Genomic DNA, 24,340 nt, shown 5'->3' on the forward strand with positions numbered 1-24,340 from the left:
TAGCCGAAAATGCGTAACTTCCCCTTATATAGATCAATCTTCCAATAATATGACTATAAATCACGTTTGTAACACATATTTAACATAACGGAATCGTAGAGAATCTGCGTCATTTTTTCAGTAATGACAAGGGGAGACAAAGTGTGAGAAAGGTAGGGAACAAAGCATTTTCAAATGATGGGTTTTCATGTATAATTTTTTATTGTTGTTTGATTATCAAGACTTAACAGGGGGCGTCCCATTTTACATAGGAACCAAGGAATTCGAAAGAGACGATGGTCCTCATAGGAAAGGAGTTTGTAATGAAAAGACAGTTTGCCGTTCTACTAATTTTGATCACCTTATTCTTAAGCAGCTGCGGTGATCAGCCATTGAAATTCAGAAACCTGTTGGAAGCGGATCAATATATTCGCAATAATATCGAAAATACGGATTGGGATGCTTTTAAATATATGCTGAGTCCTGACAACACAGTGACAGAAAAGGACTTTAACTATCTTAAAGAGAAACTGACATCTCAACGCAAAAGTTATTTCCATACCGAAGCTGTCAATAAGTTCTATCGTTTTAATAAAGAAAATGAATTGGTCTATATGACGGAGTGGGAGAAGAAGGACGGAATTCTTCTACTGAAAGATATAGACTACATTCAATAAGGCTCTTTTCGCTAGAAATAGCTTTGCGAACACAGGCCTTCAATAAACTAAAAAGACAATGAGGAGTTTAGTATGAATTTTTCCACACTCATGAACAAGTATGAGCCAAGGATGAAACAGATCATCTTGATATTAGTGGCCGGATATTTGTTCTTCGCACAGTTCTCTACTCAAGCTAAATACATCAAGCTTCTCCCCGTACCCGTTCCTGCGGTGTTGACACTGGGGGTTGGCTCATTATTATTCCTGTATTGCCTGCTTAATCGAGAACGTTTAACCGAAACTTCAGAATTCGATAAGTACTTGAAACGCTTTCTGTTTCTTTTCATTATCTCTCTTGCACTGGCGGTTCTATCAGCTTTTTATACAGCTACATTCTTGAATAGTGTAGAGTACATGAACTACTTGAAAAGTTCCATGATTACACGCCTTGCCTATTATTTCAGCTTTTTCATGTTTTTTTACTACGGCTATCGCCTGCTTGCGAATGAACCGAAGGACAGGGAAAGCATTATCAAGGTTTATCCGTTGTCCATCAGCTTATTGGTGGCCGTAGCCTTTTGGCAGCTGGCCTATTTCATGTTCAATATTCCTTTCCTGAATTTAGATACCCGTTCCTTCGTCCATAGTGTGGACGGAGCCGCCCTGTTCGACTTCCGGCTCACGTCTTTCACCAATGAACCAAGTTACATGGGGCCGTTTTTGGTCGACCTGCTCATTTTGGCATTCCTGTTTGTGAAACGTAAATGGGTATATGCAGTAGTCGTACTTATGCCAACTCTACTTATCCTGGCCTTTACGTTTTCCGTGAGTGCGTATTTCAATCTGGTGCTGGTCATCGGGTTCTTGATTGTCTACTTAATGTTCCATCCAAGATTCCCGAAGAAAATCCTGTGGATGATTCCGTTGGTGGGTGTTATTGGACTCCTGGGTCTTTATATAGTGAATCCGGATCTACTGGCTAAATTCTTCTCTCCGATTTGGGGAAGAAGAGACAATCTTTTTGATCCGACACAATCAAGCCGGATTTATATGTACGTCATGCCATTCCAGTGGTTGTTCGATCATTCCATCGTATCGGGACTATTTGGATACGGACCGGGGGCTTATGAGTTCCTGGCGGGGACCAAAATTGTGCCCCATACCCAGATGAGCCTTGCCATCTCGGCAAACAATATGTTTATTGATGTCCTATTCGAGCAAGGTGTCATCGGACTCCTTCTTTTATTAACAGGATTAATTTCCATCGCCGTATTCCTATTGAAGAACGGCATGAAAAACATGTACTACTTCATTGCATTAGTAGAGTACTTTCACCTGATGGTCACATCCTTATACAGAGCGGATTATGTCACACCACGATTCTGGGCAGTTCTATTAGTTATCGCCGTGCTAGTGAAAATCGGTGAAATGAAACACAAAGATAAGCAAAATGTAACGGAGTGATACAGTTGAGTTCATACAAAATCTTTCTTTCATATCTGATCTTTGTGGTTCTTTTGTTCGGCATCATTGTTGGCGTGAAAACAAAAGAGGTGCAAAAAAGTGAATATAAATCGGTCGGAAACGAATATTCACTCCTGAATTTTGGCTTAGGAGAAAGGTATCAAGAAGTATTCAAGCTTCTTGAAGATCCTGAATCCAAGGATGAAGTACTGGATGATTCTAAACAGAAGCTTCGCGTTCATTTCACTGGCGGAGAAGCAGACTACCTGATCACATCCAATAAAAAGTTCAAGATTTCTGACACGATTAACGTAGGAGATGACCTGCAAAAGGTCATTGACAACAACTTAGAGCTGGACATGTTTGAATATAAAGCAGATGAAAATGCTGCACAATCGTACGTATATATGATCATAAAGAAACAAAGCATTGTATTCGAAGTAGAAGAGGGTAAGATTACCAAAATACTATTGGCTCAAGAAGAAATTCCTATTGTCGAGTTAATAAGTGCATTGAATGAAGAGCTGGCCACGGAAGAATTTCTGGAGTTAACAGACGAAGAGCTTCTCGAAAAGTCCGGTATGTTGAGCTTCCGAATCGATTACGAGAAGAACAACAGAAAAGTACTATCCGATGAATTCCTGCAATACCTTGACGCAGGCCTCTTACCAGAAACGCCATTACCAATCGGGTATTCAGAAAACAACCTGTTCAATAAATACGGTGACCCTGTATACATCTTTGAAGGGAAAGGCGAGGTTGAATTCTTCTACTACTATAAAGAGTTCAACTCCTTTGTGGGATTAAACGAAGAGAAGCGACTTGTGGAAATTAAGTTCCCAGTAAACATTCCGGCAGCGGAATTCGAAAAGATCCACGGCGATCTTGAAAATGAGCTTGATCTCGAACAAAACGAGCTGGAGTTAACGAAAGAAAATGACATGATTACGGAAGTCATTTTAAAAGAGAAGTGATTTTCTTGAGGTGCACCCGGTGGAGACGGGTGCACCTTTTTCATTTTACGTCATTCACCATTCACCACAAAAAAACGGCTGGGCACCCACAACCAGGCACCTGCCGCAACTCATAACAAAACGAACAAACACTATTTCTTCTCATACCTGAAAATCTCCCTGAACGCTTTACCATAATAGCTAAACGGTTCATCTAAATGACGATACTTTTTCAACGTGAAGAGAGTCAATAGAACCACCGCAGTAGGGGTATTGTACATTCTCTTAAACAAAGGACCTTTTCCGATAAACGATTTTTCATATAAACGGGTCTGCAACTCAGGAATCTCATGATTCACGACAACCTTTGGGAAATAGCTGATGGTCTTTTGGTTTCTGGCTAAATCGAATAAGAAGATATTTTCTTCACCAGATGGATAAATCGCACCCAAGCCGAATTTCTCGTCAAATTGAATCAGAGGACGCTCGATATTGGCCGTCTGGATAAAGATCTCGATAGAAGACTTCTTCAACAGCTTACCGGTTGTAACCTGTTTCTGCTCTTCTTCGTCATATTCTTTATAGTAAACACCTTTGATCGGATCATAGATCTGGAAGCAAGCTACATCAGTCTCGAGATTCTCGTTGAAGTAATCAACAACAAACTGGAAAGAGTCGTCATTATACCAGCAGTCATCATCCGAAAATGTCAAAATGCTCCCATTGGCATGTTCAATACCAACGTTTCGGGCAAGTGACAACCCTTTGCGATCAATTTCAATATGATTGTATATAAAGTTAACATCTTTTAAAACGGATGTAATATAATTGTGATTGTCTTGTGATACAATAATGACTTCGAAGTCTTTATATACTTGATTATTAAGACTTTCAAACAATCGTTTCAGTTCCTCTGGTTTCGTTCCAAGAGTTGGTACGATTACACTAATCATTTTCTTCATCCTCACATCTGAAATTACTCGCTATATTATAGCACAATAAACCTGTGAAATTAAGAAATCAACAACATATGGTATAATACACATGAATTTTAGTAGATTTTGGCTCATTCGAGTGAAACCAAAGTTTCACTCGCCTTTCAGCGGAAAGCTGAAAGGAAGACTCTTGATGAGAAAACGCAAGAGCAAAGAAATTTGCTAGGGCGTTTTCTCATCAAGAGGCGTAAATGATCCGAAATCTGCAGACACTATTTAAAAGACTTCTAATAAGTAGAATAAGAACAAATGATTTACACAAAACTAAGAGGTGAGTTCTTTGAGAGTAAAAAAAGCGATTATCCCGGCTGCGGGTTTAGGTACGAGATTCTTACCAGCAACAAAGGCACAGCCGAAAGAAATGTTACCAATTGTAGATAAACCTACAATTCAATATATTATCGAAGAAGCCGTTAATTCCGGGATAGAGGATATCCTGATCGTGACAGGCCGTGGAAAACGTGCCATCGAAGATCATTTTGACAAGTCTTTAGAGCTTGAAGAAATGCTTGCGATGAAAGAAAAATACGATGAGCTCGAGCAAATCAAACAAATCTCTCATCTGGCGGACATTCACTACATTCGTCAAAAAGAGCCCAAAGGACTCGGACATGCCATCTGGTGTGCAAGGAAATTCATCGGTAACGATCCTTTCGCAGTCCTACTTGGAGACGACATCGTGATCTCCGAGAAACCTTGTCTTAAACAATTAATCGATGAATTCGAAGAGAAACAATCGAGCATCATCGGGGTACAGGAAGTTCCTGACGAGGACGTATCCAAATACGGTGTCATCGACGTAGAAGACCCTACGAACGAAGGTCCCCTTTTCAAAGTCAAAGGACTCGTGGAAAAGCCGAAATTAGAAGATGCTCCTTCTAATATGGCCATCATGGGGCGATATGTTTTAACACCGGATGTACTTGATATTTTAGGAAACCTGGAGCCTGGTCAAGGAAATGAAATTCAATTGACAGACGCTCTTCAAGAATTAAATACTAAGCAAAATGTTTATGGATATTCTTTTGATGGTAAGAGATATGATATTGGAAACAAATACGGATTTGTTCAAGCAACAGTTGAGTTTGCTTTAATGAGAGATGACCTTAAAGGTCCATTAAAAGATTGGTTGAAAGACATCATTTCAGAATGAACAAGGAGAAATTAAGATGAACATTTGTGTAATTGGTACGGGTTATGTTGGACTTGTTTCAGGTGTGTGCTTCAGTGACGCCGGAAATAAAGTGACATGCCTGGATATAGACGCTCAAAAAGTAGAGAACCTGAAAAATGGGATCATCCCTATTTACGAGCCGGGCTTAACCGAATTAGTAGAAAAGAACATCAGCGAAGGCCGCTTATCCTTCACAACGGATTATGCTGAAGGGATGAAGGATGCAGATCTTGTCATCATTGCGGTTGGAACACCTCCAAAAGAGAATGGTGAAGCGAATCTGCAATACATCGAAGCGGCTGCCCGCTCGATTGCAGAGCACCTTCATGACTATAAAGTAATCGTGACGAAGAGTACGGTTCCAGTGGGAACAGGCGCCATGATCAAAGGTGTCATTAAAGATGTTGTCGGCCACGAAGAATTCGATGTCGCTTCAAACCCTGAATTCCTTCGTGAAGGATCGGCTATTTTCGATACGGTGAATATGGAAAGAGCGGTCATTGGTGTCGAATCTGAGAAAGCAGAAGCGATCCTGAAGGAATTACATGCTCCTTTTACCAAAAATATCGTCGTGACAAATATCGAAACATCTGAAATGATCAAATATGCGTCCAATGCGTTCCTTGCAACGAAAATCAGCTTTATCAATGAAGTGGCAAACGTGTGTGAACTTGTTGGAGCAGACGTGACAAAGGTAGCTGAGGGAATGGGGTATGACCCACGTATCGGCCCTCAGTTCCTGAACGCAGGAATCGGTTACGGAGGTTCTTGTTTCCCTAAAGACACAAGTGCCCTTGTGAAAATTGCCGATCAAGTAGGTTACGACTTCAAGATCGTCAAAGACGTTGAAGCGGTGAACGGTCTCCAGCGCTTTAAAGTCGTGGACAAGCTGGTAGAAGCTTTCGATGGCGACCTGACAGATAAGAAAATTGCTGTCCTTGGTCTTGCATTTAAGCCAAATACAGATGATATGAGGGACGCACCTTCTGTTGATGTCATTCCTAAGCTGCAAGAACTTGGAGCGGACGTCATCGCCTATGATCGCATTGCAGAGAAAAATGCCAAGGCACTTATTCCAAACCTTCGCACAGGTCAAGACCTTTATGAAGTGATCCAAAACTCGGATGCCATCCTGATTCTGACAGAGTGGGATGAAGTTAGAGAGCTTGATTTAGAAAAAGTAGATACATTAGTAACCAGCAAAGTAATCGTTGATGGACGTAATATCTTTGATCCTGCTCACATGGAAGAGAACGGATTCTACTATGCGTCAATTGGGAGAAAAACAATTAAAGTATAACAAACTGGGTGTATCCTTCTCCAGGGTCCACCTTCAATTGGAATACAAGAGGAATTGTTGATTTGATACTGGAAATTATCTTTCCCTTTGATTGCTTTCGGTACACCTCCGACTGGATGTTGATGAGCCGATTAAGTAATGTCAAAGCTGCGGTTAAAGTTATAGTGAAATACCTGAACAATTACAAAGTGATTTTCATAAAGAATACACTTCCTGTTGGAACTAATAGGAAGGTTAAAGAATGGGCCTCAGAAGGATTGCAACAACCAATCGATGTTGCGTCAAATCCAGAGTATTTAAGAGAAGGCAGTGCAATCGACGATACGGTAAATATGGATAGAGCAGTTATTGGGATAGAATCTTCAAAATCTTAGGAATTATTAAGAGAGTTAAACAAGGCTTTAGATACTGTGCTTTTTGAAACAGGTAGAATGATTAGATATGCTTCCAAGGCTTTTAAGAGTTTCATAAATGAAATTGGGAGCTGATATCTAGCATATGATTTAATGCTGCGAAAGCTAAAGCGTTAATCGAAGATTTAAATACAACTGATAAGATTGGACTGGTATTTGAAAATTCAGATCTTGTACTTTTTATTTAGATTAACCTGGATAAATAAGGAGATTCAATGAAGAAAGTATTGATTGAAGGAAGAAATATGTTTGATCCAATAGAAATGGAGAAATTGGGATATATTTATATTTCTATTGGAAGAGGAATTAGGGAGGAAGAACATTGAAAGTATTATTAACTGGAGGGGCCGGCTTCATTGGCTCTAATATTAGTAGAGCGTATATCGATGAGGGTTATGAAGTTGTCATAGTAGATGATTTATCTACAGGTAATGAAGAGCATATCTATCCTGAAGTGACCTTTTATAAAATGGATGTCACAGATACGAACTTTTTGGAAGTTGTTGCGAAAGAAAATCCTGATGTCATAAACCATCACGCAGCTCAAATTGATGTGCAAACATCCATTAAGAACCCTGTTCTAGATGCTAAGGTCAATATCCTGGGTACCATAAACGTACTGGAAGCTTGTAGATTGTATGACTGTAAGCTTGTATATGCTTCCTCTGCAGCAATATATGGAACGCCTGACTACTTAGGCATTGATGAGGACCATAAAGTGGACCCAATTTCAAGCTATGGTATTTCTAAACACACACCAGAGCATTACATTGCTCTTTACCACGAATTGTATAATGTCGATTATACTATTTTTAGATATGCAAATGCCTATGGTCAGCACCAAATCCCTAAAGGGGAGGGTGGAGTTATTTCCATAATGGTTGATTGCGCAGTAAAAGACGCACTATTTACAGTTTTTGGAGATGGAGAACAAACGAGAGACTATATTCACATCGATGATATAGTTAAGGCTAATCTTATTGCGACAAGAACTTCCACAAATGAGATCGTAAATATTAGCACGGGAATCCCAACTACGTTAAATGAATCTCTCGAAGTTTTTCAAAAGGAAAGCGGGTTGAAATTAACCATTGAATATAAAGAAGAAAGACCTGGGGACATTAAACATAGTTATCTAAAGAATGAGAAGGCGAAGGATTTATTAAACTGGACCCCGGAAGTAGGTTTAGCAGAAGGATTAAAAAAGACATATGACTTTTACTCTAAGTGATAGTTAGAAGGTGGCTGGATCAAAGATCTTGCCACTTTTTTAGTGTGCCCGGCATGTGCACGCGCTTTAGGGTTCAAGTCCCGAACGGTGAAGGTCGTTGTAGCTGTTAGCTGAAGGCAAGGGTGTCTGGGGTGACCTAGAATCTGAAGGAAGCTGGAAGCAAATTTCCGACCCGAGTAACACGGATCTCATAATAGGCTGCATTTCTCGAATGAGACTGCTAAACAAGTCGAAGTTCAACGACCAAAGGGGAATGTAGTAAATGAGGCCGGTACATGGAAGGAAAGTTTGTGCACTTACCCGGGGAGGTCTGACGGAAACGCCTAGTAAACTTGGCAACCTATTTAATGATAAATAGCTGAACCGTCAGAAGTCAGCAGAAGTCATAATACCACCTGATCTCGAGAAAGGTGAGAAGGACGGAATCTTTAAGGAAGAGCGATTCCTAGGGAGGCACTTTCTATCATGAAACAGACAACTCAAACAGAGGCTACTCAAAGGAGGAAATGGTGAAGTCCATGGGGGACTTTGAGAGTGTGGAGTAGAAAATGGAAGAAATAGAGACATTCGCTCGCGTAGGAGAGATATCTAATGATGAATCAAATACTATCACGGGACAACCTCATACAAGCAATCAAGCGTGTTGAACGAAATAAAGGGAGTCACGGAGTGGACGATATGCCCGTACAAAACCTCAACAATTAGAGGAGGGAACGTATAAACTTTCTCCAGTTTGTCGAGTCGAAATCCCGAAACCCGGCGGTGGGGTGAGAATACCAAAAGTTCGAGTCCATAATAAGAGTCTAAAGAAACTGAAAGAGAAAATTCGAGCATTGACCTCAAGGTCAAAGGGCTGGTCGATGACGCACCGCATAAAACGACTCAATCAATATCTGATGTGGTGGTGTGGAGACTTCGCCTTAGCGGACACAGAAAGTATCTGTCGGAAATTAGATGGATGGATAAGAAGAAGGTTAAGAATGTGCATGTGGAAGGATTGGAAACTGCCTAAAGCAAGGAAACGGAACCTCGTCAGACTCGGAGTTCCTAAAGGAAAAGCCCACGAATGGGCAAATTCCAGGAAGAGATTTTGGCGAGTAACAAAAAGTCTCATATTAGAAAGAACCCTAAATAATACTTTTTGGAATCGTCTAGGGCTCCTAAGCTTGTATCAAAGGTACTACTCGATTTTAACATAATAAGGAATCGTTTTATTTAATCTAAGCAGTTTCGTTAGGTATGTATAGTGGGTAAACAGAAACTATCCATTAGTGGTTGAATTGAAATAATAAACACCATTAATTTTAACTAAATTGTAATAGGCAAAGGTCGGATTTTGTAGTATATTGTATGTTGAGCTAGAAAGGAGTACACAACATGAATACACCTTTAGTTTCAATTATTACGCCTGTTTACAATGCTGAAAAATTTATTGAAGAGACCATTGATTCGGTTTTAAACCAGACCTACAGTAACTGGGAAATGATATTGATAAATGACCAATCACCTGATAATAGTAAGGATATTATTTTATCCATGGCGAAGCAAGACAGCAGGATTCGCTTAATAGACCTAGATGAGAATAGTGGAGCTGCTATTGCAAGAAATAAGGGGATAGATGCCTCAAATGGGCAGTTTATTGCATTTCTGGATAGCGATGACTTATGGCACCCACAAAAATTAGAAAAACAAATCGAATTTTTGTTACAAAACGATTATGCATTTAGCTTTACTTCATACGAATTAATGGAAGAAAACGGAACCAAAACCGGGAAGACTGTTAATGTTCCTTCAAAGATGGAATACGAAGATTTGTTAAGGAACACCATCATAGGCTGTCTCACTGTCATATTGGATAAGAATAAGATTGGTGAAATCAAAATGGTCGATATACGGACAAGACAAGACTTTGTTCTTTGGTTGAATATCCTCAAAAGAGGATTTACAGCGTATGGTCTAAATGAGCCATTAGCTTATTACAGAAAAGTGGAAGGATCCATCTCGAGTAATAAAGTGAAAGCGGCCAAAAGAAATTGGCAAGTATACCGGGAAATTGAAAAACTAAGCTTTTTTAAATCGGTTCGCGTATTTCTCGGATATGCATACAACGGTTGGAAAAAATCTTGACTACTAAAAACATTAAGAATTGCTAAAGCTAAGGATACAAAGAAAACTCTTGACAGAAGACTTAAATAAATACAGAATATAGTTTGTATTGCTAAATATTTACCATTTGAGGTGAAAGACACTATGGCGATTAATCGCGCTGAGTTAACGTACTATAAGAATTATGCCAAATATAAAGAGAATTATGCAGATAAAGAAATACAATTAGATGATAAAAAACTATATCTTTTCATGAAGAGATTTGTCGATATACTACTTTCCACAATAGGATTACTCATTGGGCTGCCAATTGTGTTCCTTACATCTATTGCCATCAGAATAGAGTCTAAAGGGAATCCATTTTTTACTCAAGAAAGAAGTGGTCTTAACGGCACTTCATTTAAAATATATAAGCTACGATCAATGAGAATAGATGCAGAAAAGAACGGTCCTCAATGGGCGCAGAAAAACGATAATCGAGTGACAAAAGTTGGTAAGTTTATCCGTAAGACAAGAATTGATGAATTACCTCAACTGATTAATGTATTTAAAGGCGATATGAGCATATTCGGACCAAGACCTGAGAGACCTATCTTTGTTGAACAATTTGCAAAAGAAATACCTGGCTTTGAAAAACGGCTATTAGTTAAACCTGGCTTAACGGGCTGGGCTCAGGTGAATGGTGGGTACGACATAACCCCTGAAGAAAAGTTGAAGTACGACTTATACTATATTGAAAATATGTCTCCTTCACTAGACATAAAAATTATATTCAAAACCCTAAGAGTATTGCTAACAGGGGATGGAGCAAGATAATCGTCTTTTCATAATCAACAGGAAACCCCACAGGGTAAGAAACTATCTTGTGGGTTTTTTTTATGTGTAAGAATAAAAAACGTGAAAGAAATCTATTCACGGGTACAAAATTTTTTAAATATTTAAGTGTTTACGAAGGCTGGAAGATAACTGACTTACACTCTCTTCGTCAGATCTTCACCTCTTATGGTAGGGTTATTGATATCAAAATGATTGAATTGTGTAATCGTGTGATTGGGCTGGTTAAGGACAGTGCTTCAGATACCTTCACAGGGGTTTCTACATCATCGACATCTATTTTCAACACGTTAAGCCAATGCTTCATCCCCAACCAGTGTCAAGTTCATCGACTCATCTTTAGGGTTGGTTGACGGTAGCTACTAACAGAGAATCAGTTCTTCCCTATGCCCCTTCACTAATATAGTCCTCTACCCCATGATCAGGATAGAAAAGGGATCTTCCTTTATTTTATTCGATTCTTCTCTAAGCACTGATTTTTCTCCTCGATCACATTCTGTTTCTGTATAAGAATCAAAGGCAGCACTAAATGTATTGTACATAAAGTACGCAAACACATTAGTAATTCACATATGGAGTGAGCCGTTATATGAGGAGAACATAATTGCAAAACAAAAGAAACTTAAGGTTAAAAAGAATATTTAAATTATTACCATAGTATATTTGGTAACGATTGATACAACAATGTATTCTTTGTTACAAAGGCGTTTCAAGGTATTCCACATCGCCTTCTATAATGTCAGCCTGTCCATTTGTCAGCTCCGTCATCCACTCGATGAACGTGGACTTTTTGGCTTCTTCGACATACACCTCGACCTCGACGGCTTCCAGATAATGAATGTCTTTCAGTTGATAATGGGAGGACCTCACTTCGTTTTCAACTTTTCCTAACCACGTATAATCAATCGTAGACTTCATGATACGCATCAAGCTTCTTTCCACAATACCGGTAGCATTCAATCCCTCTGAAGTTGCACGTCCATACGCACGGATCAGTCCGCCGGCGCCAAGCTTGATTCCACCGAAATAACGGGTGACGACGACAACGGTGTCTTTAAGATCCCTTTTCTTTAATACCTCCAGCATCGGCACTCCTGCAGTACCACTGGGTTCACCATCATCATTCGCTTTCTGAATCAGATTATTTTCACCGATCATATAGGCAGAACAGTTATGGTTGGCATCTCCGTGCTTTTTCTTAATCGTCGCGATGAACTCCTGTGCTTCTTCTTCTGTTACCATACGATTTACATAAGTGATGAACCTGGATCGTTCTATATTGATTTCATGTTCCCCGTAACCCTTGACCGTACTATAGTGATGTAGCAATACGCTTTCTCCTTTCCGTTTCCTTATGTATGAATAATGGCGAAATACGCGTTTAATCTTCGTTTGCATCCTATATCTACTATATATAAAAGTAGAACGGATTGCACATAAATAAAGATCAATATCCAATGACATACGGGGAAAACTGGTTCTACATGAAATAATGGTAATACAATGTAATCAAACTTTAATCTCCGACAATATGTGACATGGTATAATGGACGCTGATAGTAATACTTCAGTTGTTCCAAAGCTCTGAAAGGGAAGTCGAATGGTCTAGATAATTCCCATTCATTCTCTTCTATTCCCGGAGCGAATGATCCCTTGGTAGAGGTATTACATAGGAATATGCCTAGATGAATAAAGGAGTTTTGTGATTTTACATGGAATTGATAATAGGTAGATGAGTGGTAGGTCCATGGACATAATGAAATGGCTGAAACTCAAGCTGGAATAACCGATTATTGCTATGTAAGTATAGCTTTACATGAAGCTTTATTCTGGGTTGACTACTATTGTGGAACAAAAGAGGGGTGTACCGTGTCACTTAAAAAAATAGACACCAAGATGTTAGATAGCATCCTGAAAAAGATGGTCGATACGGTTGACGAAAGTAAGGATGAAATCTTCCAGATTGGCGAGCAATGTCGAACTGATTATGAAGATTTGATGAAAGAACTGCTGGAAGTGAAAGAAATGGTCTTGAAAGTGATTGATGAAGGAGATCACCTCCAACAGAAATCGAAGTTTGCCCGACTCAGACTTTCTGAAGTAAGCAAGCATTTTCAAACCTATTCAGAAGATCAGGTAAGAGAAGCGTATGAAAAAGCTCATGACCTGCAAATGAAGCTATCCATGAATAGACAGCAAGAGAAGCAATTGAGGGACCGTCGGGATGAACTGGAAAGACGGTTGCATGCACTCGGGGACACGATTGAGCGGGCAGAAAATCTTTGCTCACAAATATCCGTCGTTCTCAATTATTTAAATAGTGACTTAAGGCAAGTGAATGAGGCACTGGAGGATGCGAAGCAGCGTCAGGATTTCGGCCTTCAAATCATCGAGGCACAAGAGGACGAGCGGAAACGCTTATCTCGTGAGATTCATGATGGTCCTGCACAAATGATGGCCAACGTCTTAATTCGTTCCGATCTGATCGAGCGGGTTTTTCGTGAAAAAACCACAGACGATGCCATCCATGAAATCCGCGACCTGAAACGAATGGTCCGCTCAGCCCTATACGAGGTCAGGCGCATCATTTACGACCTCAGACCAATGGCGCTTGATGACCTGGGATTAATTCCGACCCTCAAAAAATACTTGAGTACAATCGAAGAGTATAACCAGGAGACCTCGATTCAATTTGTGAATATGGGGCTCGATATCAGACTTCCTTCAAAATTCGAAGTCGCTCTATTCCGATTAGTGCAAGAAAGTGTCCAAAACGCACTTAAGCATGCTGAAGCGTCACATATTCAAGTTAAAGTAGAAGTAAAGAAAGACCAAATAACAGTTGTTGTCAAAGACAACGGCAAAGGATTCGACAAAGACAAACAAAAAACAGGATCCTTTGGCATCATGGGGATGAAAGAACGTGTCGACCTTCTTGAAGGAGACATCACGATTGACTCAAAAGTAGGAACAGGAACGGTCATACTGATCCAAGTTCCACTTAATACGTAAATTTTTCCAAGGTTTAGGGAGGCGAAAGACATGGCAACAAATATTGTTATCATTGATGATCATCAGCTTTTCAGAGAGGGAGTAAAACGAATCCTCGAATTCGAACCTTCTTTCAACGTAGTAGCAGAAGGCGATGACGGTTCAGAAGCCATGAACCTAGTTGAAACACACGAACCAGATGTTGTCCTGATGGATATCAATATGCCTGAAACAAACGGCGTAGAAGCAACACGTGAACTGATGGACAGATACCCGGATACAAAGGTCATCATCCTATCCATCCACGATGACGAAAACTATGTTAACCATGCGCTGAAAACAGGGGCACTCGGTTATTTATTAAAAGAGATGGACTCAGCGGCACTGGTTGATGCAGTGAAAATCGTTGCAGATGGCGGTTCCTACGTTCATCCGAAGGTAACGCATAACCTGGTAGCAGAGTACAAGCGCCTGGCAAACGCCCAGAACTCAGGTGGATTCCAACAATCCGAAGTTCGCCGCCCGCTTCACCTATTAACGCGCCGCGAGTGTGAAGTACTGCAGATGCTTGCTGACGGTAAGAGTAACCGCGGTATTGGTGAAGGACTGTATATCAGTGAGAAAACTGTGAAAAATCATGTAAGTAATATATTACAAAAGATGAATGTGAACGACCGCACCCAGGCAGTTGTGACTGCGATTAAGAATGGTTGGGTGGAAGTACGATAACGTTTAGAGAGATATGCGTATTGTTCATTTGTCGTTGAGAGAGCGGTCCTTCTTTGAGAAGGGCCGTTTTTCTTTGTGGGCTGTTTTAATAGAAGTAATGGTCAAGAATGGTGTTGGGGACGAGTAAGGTTTTAAAAGGAAAAAGCCACTCCCCAACCAGGAAGTGGACTCACCCTAATGCTTTCTCCGCGCAAAATCGACAAACCGGAACATATCCAACCGATGTCTCGATTCCGTATATTCAAATAGCGTCGCATCCTTCAAGTGCACATAATTCTTCACGACCACCACATGATCATATCTATCTAAATCAAGATATTCCCGGTCCTCATCTGTACACTCTTCCACGACGATTTCTTTTTTGGCAAAATCGATCGGAAGCTCCAGCTCGCTCTCGAGATATTCATAAATCGAGTTCTCGCATATTTCTTTCGTCAACAAAGGGACTTGTTCTTTCAGAAAATAGGATTTGTCCAATATAATTCTTTCCCCGCTGATTTGACGGGAGCGGACGACTTTCCATACTTCAGCGTTTGCAGGAGTCTCGAGCTGTGAAGCAATCTGGTCATCAGCATGAACTAATCCAAAGTCATGAACGAATGTCTCAATTTGATCCCGCCCCATGGAGGTCTGAAGCTCCTTGAAGCTCACAAGCCCTGAAATCGGAAAGCTCATCCGAGAAACATCGAGTACGAGGGACCCTTTTCCACGTAGCTTCTGAATAAACCCTTTTTGGGCCAATAATGTAAGCGCTTTACGAATAGTCTCACGTGAAGTGGCATACATCACCGAGAGCTCGTTTTCCGATGGCAGGATCGAACCCGCTGTGTAAGTACCATTTTGTATTTTTTCAGAGAGATCCTCGAAGATTTGTTTGTATTTATTGCTTTTCGTCATAATATCACCTGCTATTATTTTACCATAATTAATAGGAAGAAATGAGATTGAACTTGAGTGTTGTGAATATTTTCAATAGAATGGAGATAGTGCGAATTTTAGAAAAGGGTGAAGAGCATTGTCGAAACAGCATTGGAAGAAAATCATGTTGGGAATTGGCATGAGCACATTACTATTGGGTGCTTGTGGTGCAGACGAAGAGAAGAAGGAAGAGAACACAAACAGTACGAAAGAGGTAAAGCCAAGTGAAGACCCGGCAACAGACGAAGCGGCATCTCTGAATCAGATGACGCAGATCGTTGAGGATGCAAGCGAGCTGAAAGAAGCAGAGGGTATCCCGGAAGAAGAGAAAACGGCGATCAACGCAGCCTTTGATCAATATATCAATGCATTTAACGAAGAAGACTTCGAATCATACATGAGTGTCATCTCGAAGACACCGGTGAATTTCGAATACAAGGACGAAGAGCGCTATGTGAAACAGATCTTTGATTCAGTAGATTCGAAACGTACGGTGGAAAACGTGAAGATCATCAATTACGCTGCCGGTAAAAAAGCAGACGTGTATGCAGAAATTGAAGCGACGACGAAGGACCCGAACAGTGAGAAAGAAGTGACCCGTTCCGGTAAACAGGTAACCGTCTTCCATAAGAAAGAAGATGGATGGAAGGTTGCGGCGATTTTCTTTTTGGCTAGTGAAGGAGAAGAGGGAGCAGCAGAATAAAAATGAAAGGCTGTGCTTTGGCGCAGCCTTTCATTTTTTATTTTTGATTCAATTGGTGGTATAGGTTAAATAGTTCATCCAGTTCCTGACTAAGTCTGACAGTGGCGGGATGGGAGAAACCGTGGTATTGTGCAAAATATTTTAGTTCCAGGCGTTTTGTTTCCATTTCTTGAATGATGTTTTGAACTTTTGGCGTGACGTTCATTGCAGGAACTCCTTTTTGCTTTATTATCCCACAGAAGGAATGATATGTTAACTTATTTATGTATATAGTTTACTATTATGTGCGCTGATCTGAGTCTTTCAACCTATATACTTGTATCGACGATCATGGTGTTTCTTGAAATTCAATTACGCCGAAAGTAGTATCGTGACTAAATACCATATACCCATAATATGGATTTTTAATCCTATTAGGAATTTTATATTTGAAAAAGGCATTGTCGGAGTGAACAATGCCTTTTCTTTGTTAATTTGTAAAACGCAACACCACAGACTCATAAGGACGTAACGTTATGTTCTTATATTCATTCGCCGTATCTTCGTAGTTAGACAACAATACCTCGCTCGACCAGCCTTCAACATCAACCTCATCAGGAAGAGTGAACTCCGTTTCATGAGCATAGAAGTTGTTAACCACAAGCAGTTTTTCTCCATCACCATTACGAACATAAGCGAAAATATCGCGGTGACCTTCCAAAATTAACTGATAGTCTCCATCCACAATGATGTCATATTCCTTGCGGAGACGGTTCAGCTTTTGATAGTGATAGAAGACAGAATTCTCGTCTTTCAGCGCTTGTTCAGCATTGATTTCCTGATAGTTCTTCGCGACCGGAATCCAAGGAGTGCCGCTCGTGAATCCGGCATTTTCTTCCCCATTCCACTGCACAGGCGTTCTTGAGTTATCACGGGACTTGTGACGCAGAATCTCTAAGATTTCTTCTTCAGATTTACCTTGCTCTTTTAAAATATTGAAGATGTTGATGGACTCAACGTCACGGTATTCATCGATGCTTGTAAATTTAGGATTCGTCATCCCGAACTCTTCTCCTTGATAAATATAAGGAGTACCTTGCATCATATGAATTGTCGTCGCGAGCATCTTCGCTGATTCGTTATGGTACTCACCGTCATTGCCGTAGCGGGACACGATGCGGGGCTGGTCATGGTTGCACCAGAACAGAGCGTTCCAGCCGCCGCCTTCATGCATTTCACGCTGCCAGGTAGAAAGGATGTCCTTCAGCTTAAGAAAATCAAAGTCAGCAATGGACCATTTCTCGCCATTAGGGTAATCCACTTTTAAATGGTGGAAGTTAAACGTCATGCTGAGCTCGTTCCGGTCAGGGCGTGAATACTTGATACAGTGATCAATCGTTGTAGAAGACATTTCTCCAACCGTCATGATGTCATATTGAGAGAAGACTTCCTTGTTCATTTCCTGCATATACTCATGGACCTTTGGCCCGTCAGTGTAAAACTTGCGTCCGTCTCCTGGTGCGACCGAACCGTCATCGTCCGGGAAGTCCTGGTCCTTGGAGATTAGGTTGATCACGTCCAGGCGGAAGCCGTCGACACCTTTTTTCAGCCAGAAGTGCATCATGTCATAAAGCTTCTGGCGGACCTCATCGTTCTCCCAGTTCAAGTCAGCCTGCGTCACATCAAAGAGGTGAAGGTAGTATTGACCCGTTTCTTCATCAAACTGCCAAGCGTTGCCGCCGAACTTGGACTGCCAATTTGTCGGCTCGGAACCATCAGGCTTGCCGTCCTTCCAAATATAGAAGTCACGGTACTCGTTATCCTTCGACTTACGGGACTCAATGAACCACTGATTCTCCGTGGATGTATGGTTGATTACAATATCCATGATGATCTTGATCCCACGCTGGTGAGCTTGTTCCAGTAGATCATCGAAATCTTCCATCGTCCCATACTCATCATGAATATTGAAGTAATCGCTAATATCGTAACCGTTGTCGCGTTGAGGACTCTTATAAATCGGAGTCAGCCACACCACATCAACCCCAAGCTCCTTCAAATAATCCAACTTCGCCGTAATTCCCTTAATATCCCCAACGCCATTCCCCGACGTATCATAAAAACTCTTCGGATAAATCTGATACACAACCGACTTCTTCCACCAAGGCTGCTTCATATCTAAAACACCATCCTAGTTAAATTTTGAGGGACGGACCTCAATCGATTTTGCTTATACACCATCATGCTCGTCAAACATGATTCTTCTGCGATTTTGCTATCATAAGGTCCGTCCCTGCATCTCGGAAGAGGGACGGACCTCCAACATATATTCGTCTGTTTTCTACCTATTGGGACAGGACACTCCGCACCACTGCAAGCTTTGTGAAGGTCCGTCCCTAAACAAAAGGGAGACAACCATCCATTACGCACAACCTGAACAGGTTTGTGGTTTGAATTGATTTGTCCCCCTTAGTTTAACTTGTATATACAAGTTGTTACAACTGTTTTCTCTATTTATTGATTATACGACTTCGTTTTTGCTGAATTTAGACCATACCATGGTTAGTACGAATGGCACGACGATACAGATGGCCATTCCAATAAAGAATGATAGCCAGTATTCAGGAATGATCGATAGAAATCCAGGTAATCCGCCTACACCGATGGAGAATGCTTTTGTTCCTGTCATCGCTAACAGTACACCACCGATTGCAGACCCGATTAAGGCACTAATGAATGGGTAGCGATAGCGCAAGTTAACCCCGAACATTGCCGGTTCCGTAATTCCTAAATAAGCAGAGATGGCTGACGTACCTGCCAGACCACGAAGCTTTTCGTTTTCTTTCTTCGCTACAAACATCATGGCAAGCGCTGCTGAGCCTTGTGCGATATTCGATAGTGCCAGGATTGGCCATAGGAATGTTCCACCTTGGCTTCCAACTAGCTGTAAGTCTACTGCAAGGAAGGTATGGTGCATACCTGTGATAACCATCACCGCATACAATCCACCATACAACAATCCACCTAACCAGGATGCAGAGTCGAATACCCAAACGACACCGTCAGTTAATAGGTTACCGATAAAGAACGTAACCGGTCCAATCAAGATAAATGAAGCAAATCCAGTAATTAAGAGTGCAACTGGTGCCACTACTAAGAGCTTGATGGAATCATGAACTCTCTTATCCAAGAACATTTCAATTTTCGCTAATAGATAGGAAGCAAATAGAATCGGTAGAACTTGTCCTTGATACCCAATTTTGTCGACTTCCAATCCGAATAAGTTCCACGTAGGAATCTTTTCTGCACTTGCATAAGACCAGGCGTTAAGTAAGTCCGGATGAACCAGCATAAGACCTAATACGATACCGAGTAATGGACTTCCACCAAAACGCTTGACCGCTGACCAACCAATCAACCCGGGCAGGAACACAAAGGGCGTGTTGGCAATCAAGTTAATAATCGAAGCAATATCTGCCCATTGCTTATGAACATCAATGACCGATTTCTCATCATAGAAAATCCCCGGCCCGGTCAAAATATTATTCAGACCCATCAACAAACCGGCTGTAACGATCGCCGGCAGAATCGGAATGAAGATATCCGCTAATACCTTGATCGCACGCTGCAATGGATTCAGGTTTTGAGTGGCGGCATCTTTCACATCCTGCTTGGAAGCCTGCTCAATCCCCGTTTCCTCTGCTAAAATTTGATACGCTTTATTTACAAGACCTTGCCCGATGACAACTTGGAATTGACCATTGGAAGAGAAAGAACCCTTCACCAGATCAATCGCTTCTAATCTTTCTTTATCCACTTTTTTCTCATCATTCAGTACCAACCGAAGACGAGTCACACAATGAGTGGCCGTACGGATATTATCCTTGCTGCCAATCGCTTCAATAATTTCCAGAACGTCTTCACGTTTCACGCTCATGAAATTCCCTCCTTTAGGTATGGTGCATGGCAACTCTCGAAAAATGTCGAAAGTTGTCTTGAACCCGCTTTCATTTCTATTAATGGAATTCCCCTAAATAGTATGTGGAAAACGCTTCTGTCTATGCTTTCGTAAAAAACTTCCGATAAAACGAAACGCTTTCATTTAGTAGGGGGCTTGTTGTATATACAAGATATACTTTTATTGTATTCATGTATATACATGTTGTCAATGGAAAAGTGTAGCGTTTTCATTTGGATGTAATCAAAACAATACCTGTAGGTGGAAAGTGCTAGTTGATTTACATCTTTCTATCTTAAACAAACAAGAAGACACCCCCAGCAACCAGGGAAGTGTCTTCTTGTTAAATTTATCCTTTACGATCTCTCTCATATTTGTTCCACATATAATAGTTATAATAAAGTTGTCCCAGATGACCAAGCAAGATGGCCGTCAGAAAGATCCACGTATAGGATAGATCCAAGCCCAAGAATCTTAATAGAAAATATAAAACAGGGAAAAGCAGGGTCATCCAAAGGGTTCGAATCATTTTCCTTCTATAACTGAGTCTGAAATATATCAGTTCAAAACCTTTGTCGACCTTCTTCGTATATCCATCCCACATATGGAACCTCCTCTCGAGTTGGAGAAAAGACATCGGACAATGCCCGGCAAATGTCTACTTCATGGCTCTTAATTGAAAGCCTTGAACAAACCAACTGCAACCACACCAACAACCCCTAATATCGTCCAAATGATAGCGGCGATGGTAAGCACCCAGCCCAAAACCTTCTTGCCTGTTAGGATCCAGTAAATCCCCAGAGTGATGAAACTGAAAATTAGTCCAAGGATGGCCCATAACCATTTATTTTTGTTATGCTTTTGAGCGTCTATAAACAAATAAATGGCTATAAGAATATTAAACAAATAAAAGAAAGCTTCCAAAGTATCCCTCCTAAATAGTTTACACTTATATGTAAATTTACCTGTTTTTACTAAATGTAAACCACTTTTGGACCATTCGTCAGTAATTCCAATAAAAAGAGGGTGGGACAAAACTAAAAAACCATGATATAAAGACGAACAATTAGAAGTGTAGGTTCTTAATACCGCTAATGATTTCCGTGCAAGACTACGCTTTCCGCGGGTAGCTCGTGAGCCTCCTCGGCAAGCCTGTGGGGAGAAAAGCGGAGGGGCTTTGTTCAGAGGCGGGTGGCATAAGGCGAACGGCCACGAAGGCGTTCTTTGCCTTCTTGGACGGTTTGACTTATGACATGTGCCTCTAAGCCCCGGAGCTGGACGGGTCTCACATAAGCTACTTTTCCCGCAGGAGTCTCCGTCTTGCACTCCAATCAACCGCTGGAAAGAGCTGAAATCAAATATACCGAAAATAAATAAAAAACCCGAACAAATTTGCCTACTAAAAAGCAGATTTGTTCGGGTTTTACTTAGACTAATACACTTTTGTCCCAGCCTCGCTTTCTTCCATTCTTCTATATGGTTGCCATCAACCGGCCATCTTCACCTTTTTATCTAGATCCTTCTTCTTTAAGAGTGCCTTATAATTGATCATTGAATAAATCACATAAGAAATCCCCAAGCAAATTCCGAATACCAGAACAGCATACAGCAGATATTGAACAATCAATAAGGATTCATTCCCGGTGCTCATCCATTCCATCACATGATTCCACAACCGCTGCCTGATCAATGGATGCTCGTGGATCAAGTAAACCCCTAAGACATATCCGGATATGAAGTTAATGGGCCTGGATACAAACGTAAGCTTCGAGAAGAATAGGAACAGCGCAAGTGACATCGCCACAATAACAGGGGAGTTATACGACAACAGCTTAAATGGTATTTCCCACGATTGTAGTAAGACCATGGCTGTAACGGCTCCCAACAAAATGTAAACGCTTAAATAATAGTGTTTACTTAAGGAAGACAGATACTGTCCATAGTGTCTTAAATAGCCTGCCACAAAATAAAGGAAAATGAAATGCACGATGCTATAGCCACCGTTCACCCCGAAGCTACCCAAGGGATGGAAGAACTGCCATACACAATTGATCATAAATAATAGGAAGAGAAATTTCCCATAATCTTTCTTTGATAGCTGATTGATCAAGATATTTAAATAAGGTGAAAGTATAAACAATACGATGTACACGGTGATAAACCAGTATGTAGACAGATACACCGGAAATACAGATCTGATGAAGCTGGTATAGGATCCATCCGTTAATTGTAAAACGGTCAATCCGGCAAAAATAAGAACCGAGAAAATGAATGTTTCCCGCACGACCCTGAACGCTTTGCTCATCTTAAATTGTGATTTACATAGAAAATACCCGCTAATTAGCACATACACATTGACCCCGACGATACAAAGCACCTTTATGAAATGGAAAAGATATTGATTCACTGTGCTTAATTCTGATATCGCAATATATTTTGAAAATCCGTAGGTACCGAAATGCAACAAGACAATCATGACCATCGACAGTACCCTGAGAGATTCAAAGTTTGACAGCCTAATTTTTTCCGCCAATCGAACCCGCCCCTTGTTTACATAAATATAAATTCTATTTATTTTAGTCTATATAAAGCAAATTGTCATTCGGAATTTTCTTGATAAAAAAAGCTTACAGGACTATTGAAACTTATTAATGGGAATACCTAGGCCAAGGGATAGGTAGGGTGTAGTCATATTCTACAAAAAGAGGGAGAGAAAAGACCCGGAAAAAAGCATATACTCTACCTGGTAATATAACCATAAATTACTAATCCCTATTATACTGGGGTTTCTTCCTTATTTTTCTTCATATAAGAATATTAGCCTATTAAAATATCAGTCTTCTTCCTCCATAATGGACAAGCAACAAAATTCGACATTATCGATAAAGGAGACATTTTTTTGAAGAAAACCATTATTGCCTTTACTACTGCTGCATTACTTTCGTCAGTTGCCGTCAATTCATCGGAAGCGGCTTCTTACCGCGTACAATCAGGGGATTCCCTTTCGGTGATTGCCTATAAATATGATACATCTGTTTCAAACCTGAAGAACTGGAATAACCTGAGTTCCGACATGATCTACGTAAACCAAGTCCTTGAAGTATCAGCGCCTAGCACTTCTGCCAAAACATACACCGTTCAATCAGGGGATTACCTGTCAAAAATCGGTGTCAAATTCGATGTGTATCTGGCTGAACTTAGAGCATGGAACAATTTGAAGAGTGATGTCATTTATCCTGGTCAAACATTAGTCGTTTCTGCAGGAGGTACAAGCACTACGCCGACAGCTCCAACGGGATCCAGTACTTACACGGTTCAATCCGGAGACACCTTATCCCACATCGCTATCCGTTATGATGTAAGCGTTTCTTCCATCAAGTCATGGAACGGATTAAGCTCTGATAACATCTATGTCGGTCAAAAGCTTTCCATTAAAGGAACGTCCGACGGCGGAACGCAAACTCCTGCTCCTACTTCAAACGTAGTCGATATTGCCAAAAAATACGTAGGTACTCCATATGCATGGGGCGGAACTTCACCATCCGGCTTCGACTGCAGCGGGTTCATCTACTATGTATTCAACCAAGCGGGACAATCGATTTCACGCACCAACACAGATGGCTACTACAGCAAATCATCCTTCGTCTCGAGCCCGAAAGCAGGCGACTTGGTATTCTTCGAGAATACGTACAAAGCCGGCATCAGCCATATGGGGATCTACCTTGGAAACGGAGAATTCATCCACGCTTCAGACAGCGGGGTAACGATTTCGAAGTTGAGCAACACGTACTGGAATCCGAAGTTTGTCGGATATAAGAGATTTAACTAAATTTTTGGAGCGTCCTGCCTAGGCGGGGCGTTTTTGATTGGTCATATTGCCATGCGCATAAAGAAAAACTCGACACGGATGCTTAATTAACCGTTCACATAAAAAAACCGCCCAGGATCTACATC

Annotated in this window: 23 protein-coding genes; 14 read left to right on the forward strand and 9 right to left on the reverse strand. The window is 40.9% G+C overall.

Features of this window, described 5'->3' with window-relative positions; genetic code table 11:
* Positions 1 to 302: 302 nt before the first annotated feature.
* The 3 genes from DET59_RS14790 to DET59_RS14800 all read left to right on the forward strand — a co-directional run bounded on the left by DET59_RS14790 (position 303) and on the right by DET59_RS14800 (position 3,076).
* Entirely contained in the window at positions 303 to 656 is a 354-nt protein-coding gene (locus DET59_RS14790) for a hypothetical protein (protein ID WP_113970414.1), read from the forward strand.
* Positions 657 to 728: 72 nt separating this feature from the next.
* A complete protein-coding gene (locus DET59_RS14795) occupies positions 729 to 2,102 on the forward strand; it encodes an O-antigen ligase family protein (protein ID WP_113970415.1) in 1,374 nt (457 codons plus the stop codon).
* Positions 2,103 to 2,107: 5 nt separating this feature from the next.
* Entirely contained in the window at positions 2,108 to 3,076 is a 969-nt protein-coding gene (locus DET59_RS14800) for a hypothetical protein (RefSeq protein ID WP_113970416.1), read from the forward strand.
* A 131-nt stretch (positions 3,077 to 3,207) separates the two neighbouring features.
* Here DET59_RS14800 and DET59_RS14805 read toward each other — a convergent pair whose 3' ends face one another.
* Positions 3,208 to 4,008, reverse strand: coding sequence for a glycosyltransferase family A protein (locus tag DET59_RS14805; protein WP_113970417.1), 801 nt, complete (start codon positions 4,006 to 4,008; stop codon positions 3,208 to 3,210).
* A 322-nt stretch (positions 4,009 to 4,330) separates the two neighbouring features.
* Here DET59_RS14805 and galU point away from each other — a divergent pair, with 322 nt between their 5' ends.
* The 7 genes from galU (at position 4,331) to DET59_RS14840 (ending at position 11,090) form a co-directional block, all read left to right on the forward strand.
* Entirely contained in the window at positions 4,331 to 5,203 is an 873-nt protein-coding gene (gene galU / locus DET59_RS14810) for a UTP--glucose-1-phosphate uridylyltransferase GalU (RefSeq protein WP_113970418.1), read from the forward strand.
* 16 nt (positions 5,204 to 5,219) lie between these two features.
* Entirely contained in the window at positions 5,220 to 6,524 is a 1,305-nt protein-coding gene (locus DET59_RS14815; protein ID WP_220154066.1) for a UDP-glucose dehydrogenase family protein, read from the forward strand.
* Between the two features lie 62 nt (positions 6,525 to 6,586).
* Entirely contained in the window at positions 6,587 to 6,898 is a 312-nt protein-coding gene (locus DET59_RS14820) for a hypothetical protein (RefSeq protein ID WP_113970420.1), read from the forward strand.
* A 361-nt stretch (positions 6,899 to 7,259) separates the two neighbouring features.
* Positions 7,260 to 8,168, forward strand: coding sequence for an NAD-dependent epimerase/dehydratase family protein (locus DET59_RS14825; protein ID WP_113970421.1), 909 nt, complete (start codon positions 7,260 to 7,262; stop codon positions 8,166 to 8,168).
* Between the two features lie 767 nt (positions 8,169 to 8,935).
* Complete coding sequence (locus tag DET59_RS14830) at positions 8,936 to 9,367, forward strand: group II intron maturase-specific domain-containing protein (protein WP_397540951.1); 432 nt, start codon at positions 8,936 to 8,938, stop codon at positions 9,365 to 9,367.
* A gap of 178 nt (positions 9,368 to 9,545) precedes the next feature.
* A complete protein-coding gene (locus tag DET59_RS14835) occupies positions 9,546 to 10,295 on the forward strand; it encodes a glycosyltransferase family 2 protein (RefSeq protein WP_113970422.1) in 750 nt (249 codons plus the stop codon).
* A 123-nt stretch (positions 10,296 to 10,418) separates the two neighbouring features.
* The gene (locus tag DET59_RS14840) at positions 10,419 to 11,090 is read left to right on the forward strand and encodes a sugar transferase (RefSeq protein ID WP_113970423.1); all 672 of its coding nucleotides are present in this window, start codon (positions 10,419 to 10,421) and stop codon (positions 11,088 to 11,090) included.
* Between the two features lie 714 nt (positions 11,091 to 11,804).
* Here DET59_RS14840 and DET59_RS14845 read toward each other — a convergent pair.
* Positions 11,805 to 12,437, reverse strand: a complete 633-nt coding sequence (locus DET59_RS14845; protein WP_113970424.1) for a YigZ family protein — start codon at positions 12,435 to 12,437, stop codon at positions 11,805 to 11,807.
* Positions 12,438 to 12,977: 540 nt separating this feature from the next.
* On the opposite strand from DET59_RS14845, the gene DET59_RS14850 reads away from it, so the two are divergent.
* Entirely contained in the window at positions 12,978 to 14,120 is a 1,143-nt protein-coding gene (locus DET59_RS14850) for a sensor histidine kinase (RefSeq protein WP_113970425.1), read from the forward strand.
* A gap of 30 nt (positions 14,121 to 14,150) precedes the next feature.
* Positions 14,151 to 14,828 (forward strand): response regulator, encoded by a 678-nt coding sequence (locus tag DET59_RS14855; protein WP_113970426.1) that lies wholly within the window; start codon positions 14,151 to 14,153, stop codon positions 14,826 to 14,828.
* A gap of 174 nt (positions 14,829 to 15,002) precedes the next feature.
* Here the strand turns inward: DET59_RS14855 and treR are convergent, their stop codons facing one another.
* Complete coding sequence (gene treR / locus DET59_RS14860) at positions 15,003 to 15,725, reverse strand: trehalose operon repressor (protein ID WP_113970427.1); 723 nt, start codon at positions 15,723 to 15,725, stop codon at positions 15,003 to 15,005.
* Between the two features lie 118 nt (positions 15,726 to 15,843).
* Here treR and DET59_RS14865 point away from each other — a divergent pair, with 118 nt between their 5' ends.
* Entirely contained in the window at positions 15,844 to 16,449 is a 606-nt protein-coding gene (locus DET59_RS14865; RefSeq protein WP_113970428.1) for a nuclear transport factor 2 family protein, read from the forward strand.
* A 37-nt stretch (positions 16,450 to 16,486) separates the two neighbouring features.
* Here DET59_RS14865 and DET59_RS14870 read toward each other — a convergent pair whose 3' ends face one another.
* The 6 genes from DET59_RS14870 to DET59_RS14895 form a co-directional block, all read right to left on the reverse strand.
* On the reverse strand, positions 16,487 to 16,654 hold the full coding sequence (locus DET59_RS14870; protein ID WP_113970429.1) for an aspartyl-phosphate phosphatase Spo0E family protein: 168 nt from the start codon (positions 16,652 to 16,654) through the stop codon (positions 16,487 to 16,489).
* 264 nt (positions 16,655 to 16,918) lie between these two features.
* Entirely contained in the window at positions 16,919 to 18,604 is a 1,686-nt protein-coding gene (gene treC / locus DET59_RS14875; protein WP_113970430.1) for an alpha,alpha-phosphotrehalase, read from the reverse strand.
* 345 nt (positions 18,605 to 18,949) lie between these two features.
* On the reverse strand, positions 18,950 to 20,365 hold the full coding sequence (treP, locus tag DET59_RS14880; protein WP_113970431.1) for a PTS system trehalose-specific EIIBC component: 1,416 nt from the start codon (positions 20,363 to 20,365) through the stop codon (positions 18,950 to 18,952).
* Positions 20,366 to 20,735: 370 nt separating this feature from the next.
* Complete coding sequence (locus DET59_RS14885) at positions 20,736 to 20,990, reverse strand: hypothetical protein (RefSeq protein WP_113970432.1); 255 nt, start codon at positions 20,988 to 20,990, stop codon at positions 20,736 to 20,738.
* Between the two features lie 68 nt (positions 20,991 to 21,058).
* On the reverse strand, positions 21,059 to 21,310 hold the full coding sequence (locus DET59_RS14890; protein WP_113970433.1) for a hypothetical protein: 252 nt from the start codon (positions 21,308 to 21,310) through the stop codon (positions 21,059 to 21,061).
* Between the two features lie 562 nt (positions 21,311 to 21,872).
* Entirely contained in the window at positions 21,873 to 22,919 is a 1,047-nt protein-coding gene (locus DET59_RS14895) for an acyltransferase (RefSeq protein WP_113970434.1), read from the reverse strand.
* 366 nt (positions 22,920 to 23,285) lie between these two features.
* On the opposite strand from DET59_RS14895, the gene DET59_RS14900 reads away from it, so the two are divergent.
* Entirely contained in the window at positions 23,286 to 24,215 is a 930-nt protein-coding gene (locus DET59_RS14900) for a C40 family peptidase (RefSeq protein ID WP_113970435.1), read from the forward strand.
* Positions 24,216 to 24,340 lie beyond the last annotated feature (125 nt).

The sequence above is a fragment of the Rossellomorea aquimaris genome (genome assembly GCF_003315075.1).
Taxonomy (GTDB): domain Bacteria; phylum Bacillota; class Bacilli; order Bacillales; family Bacillaceae_B; genus Rossellomorea; species Rossellomorea aquimaris_C.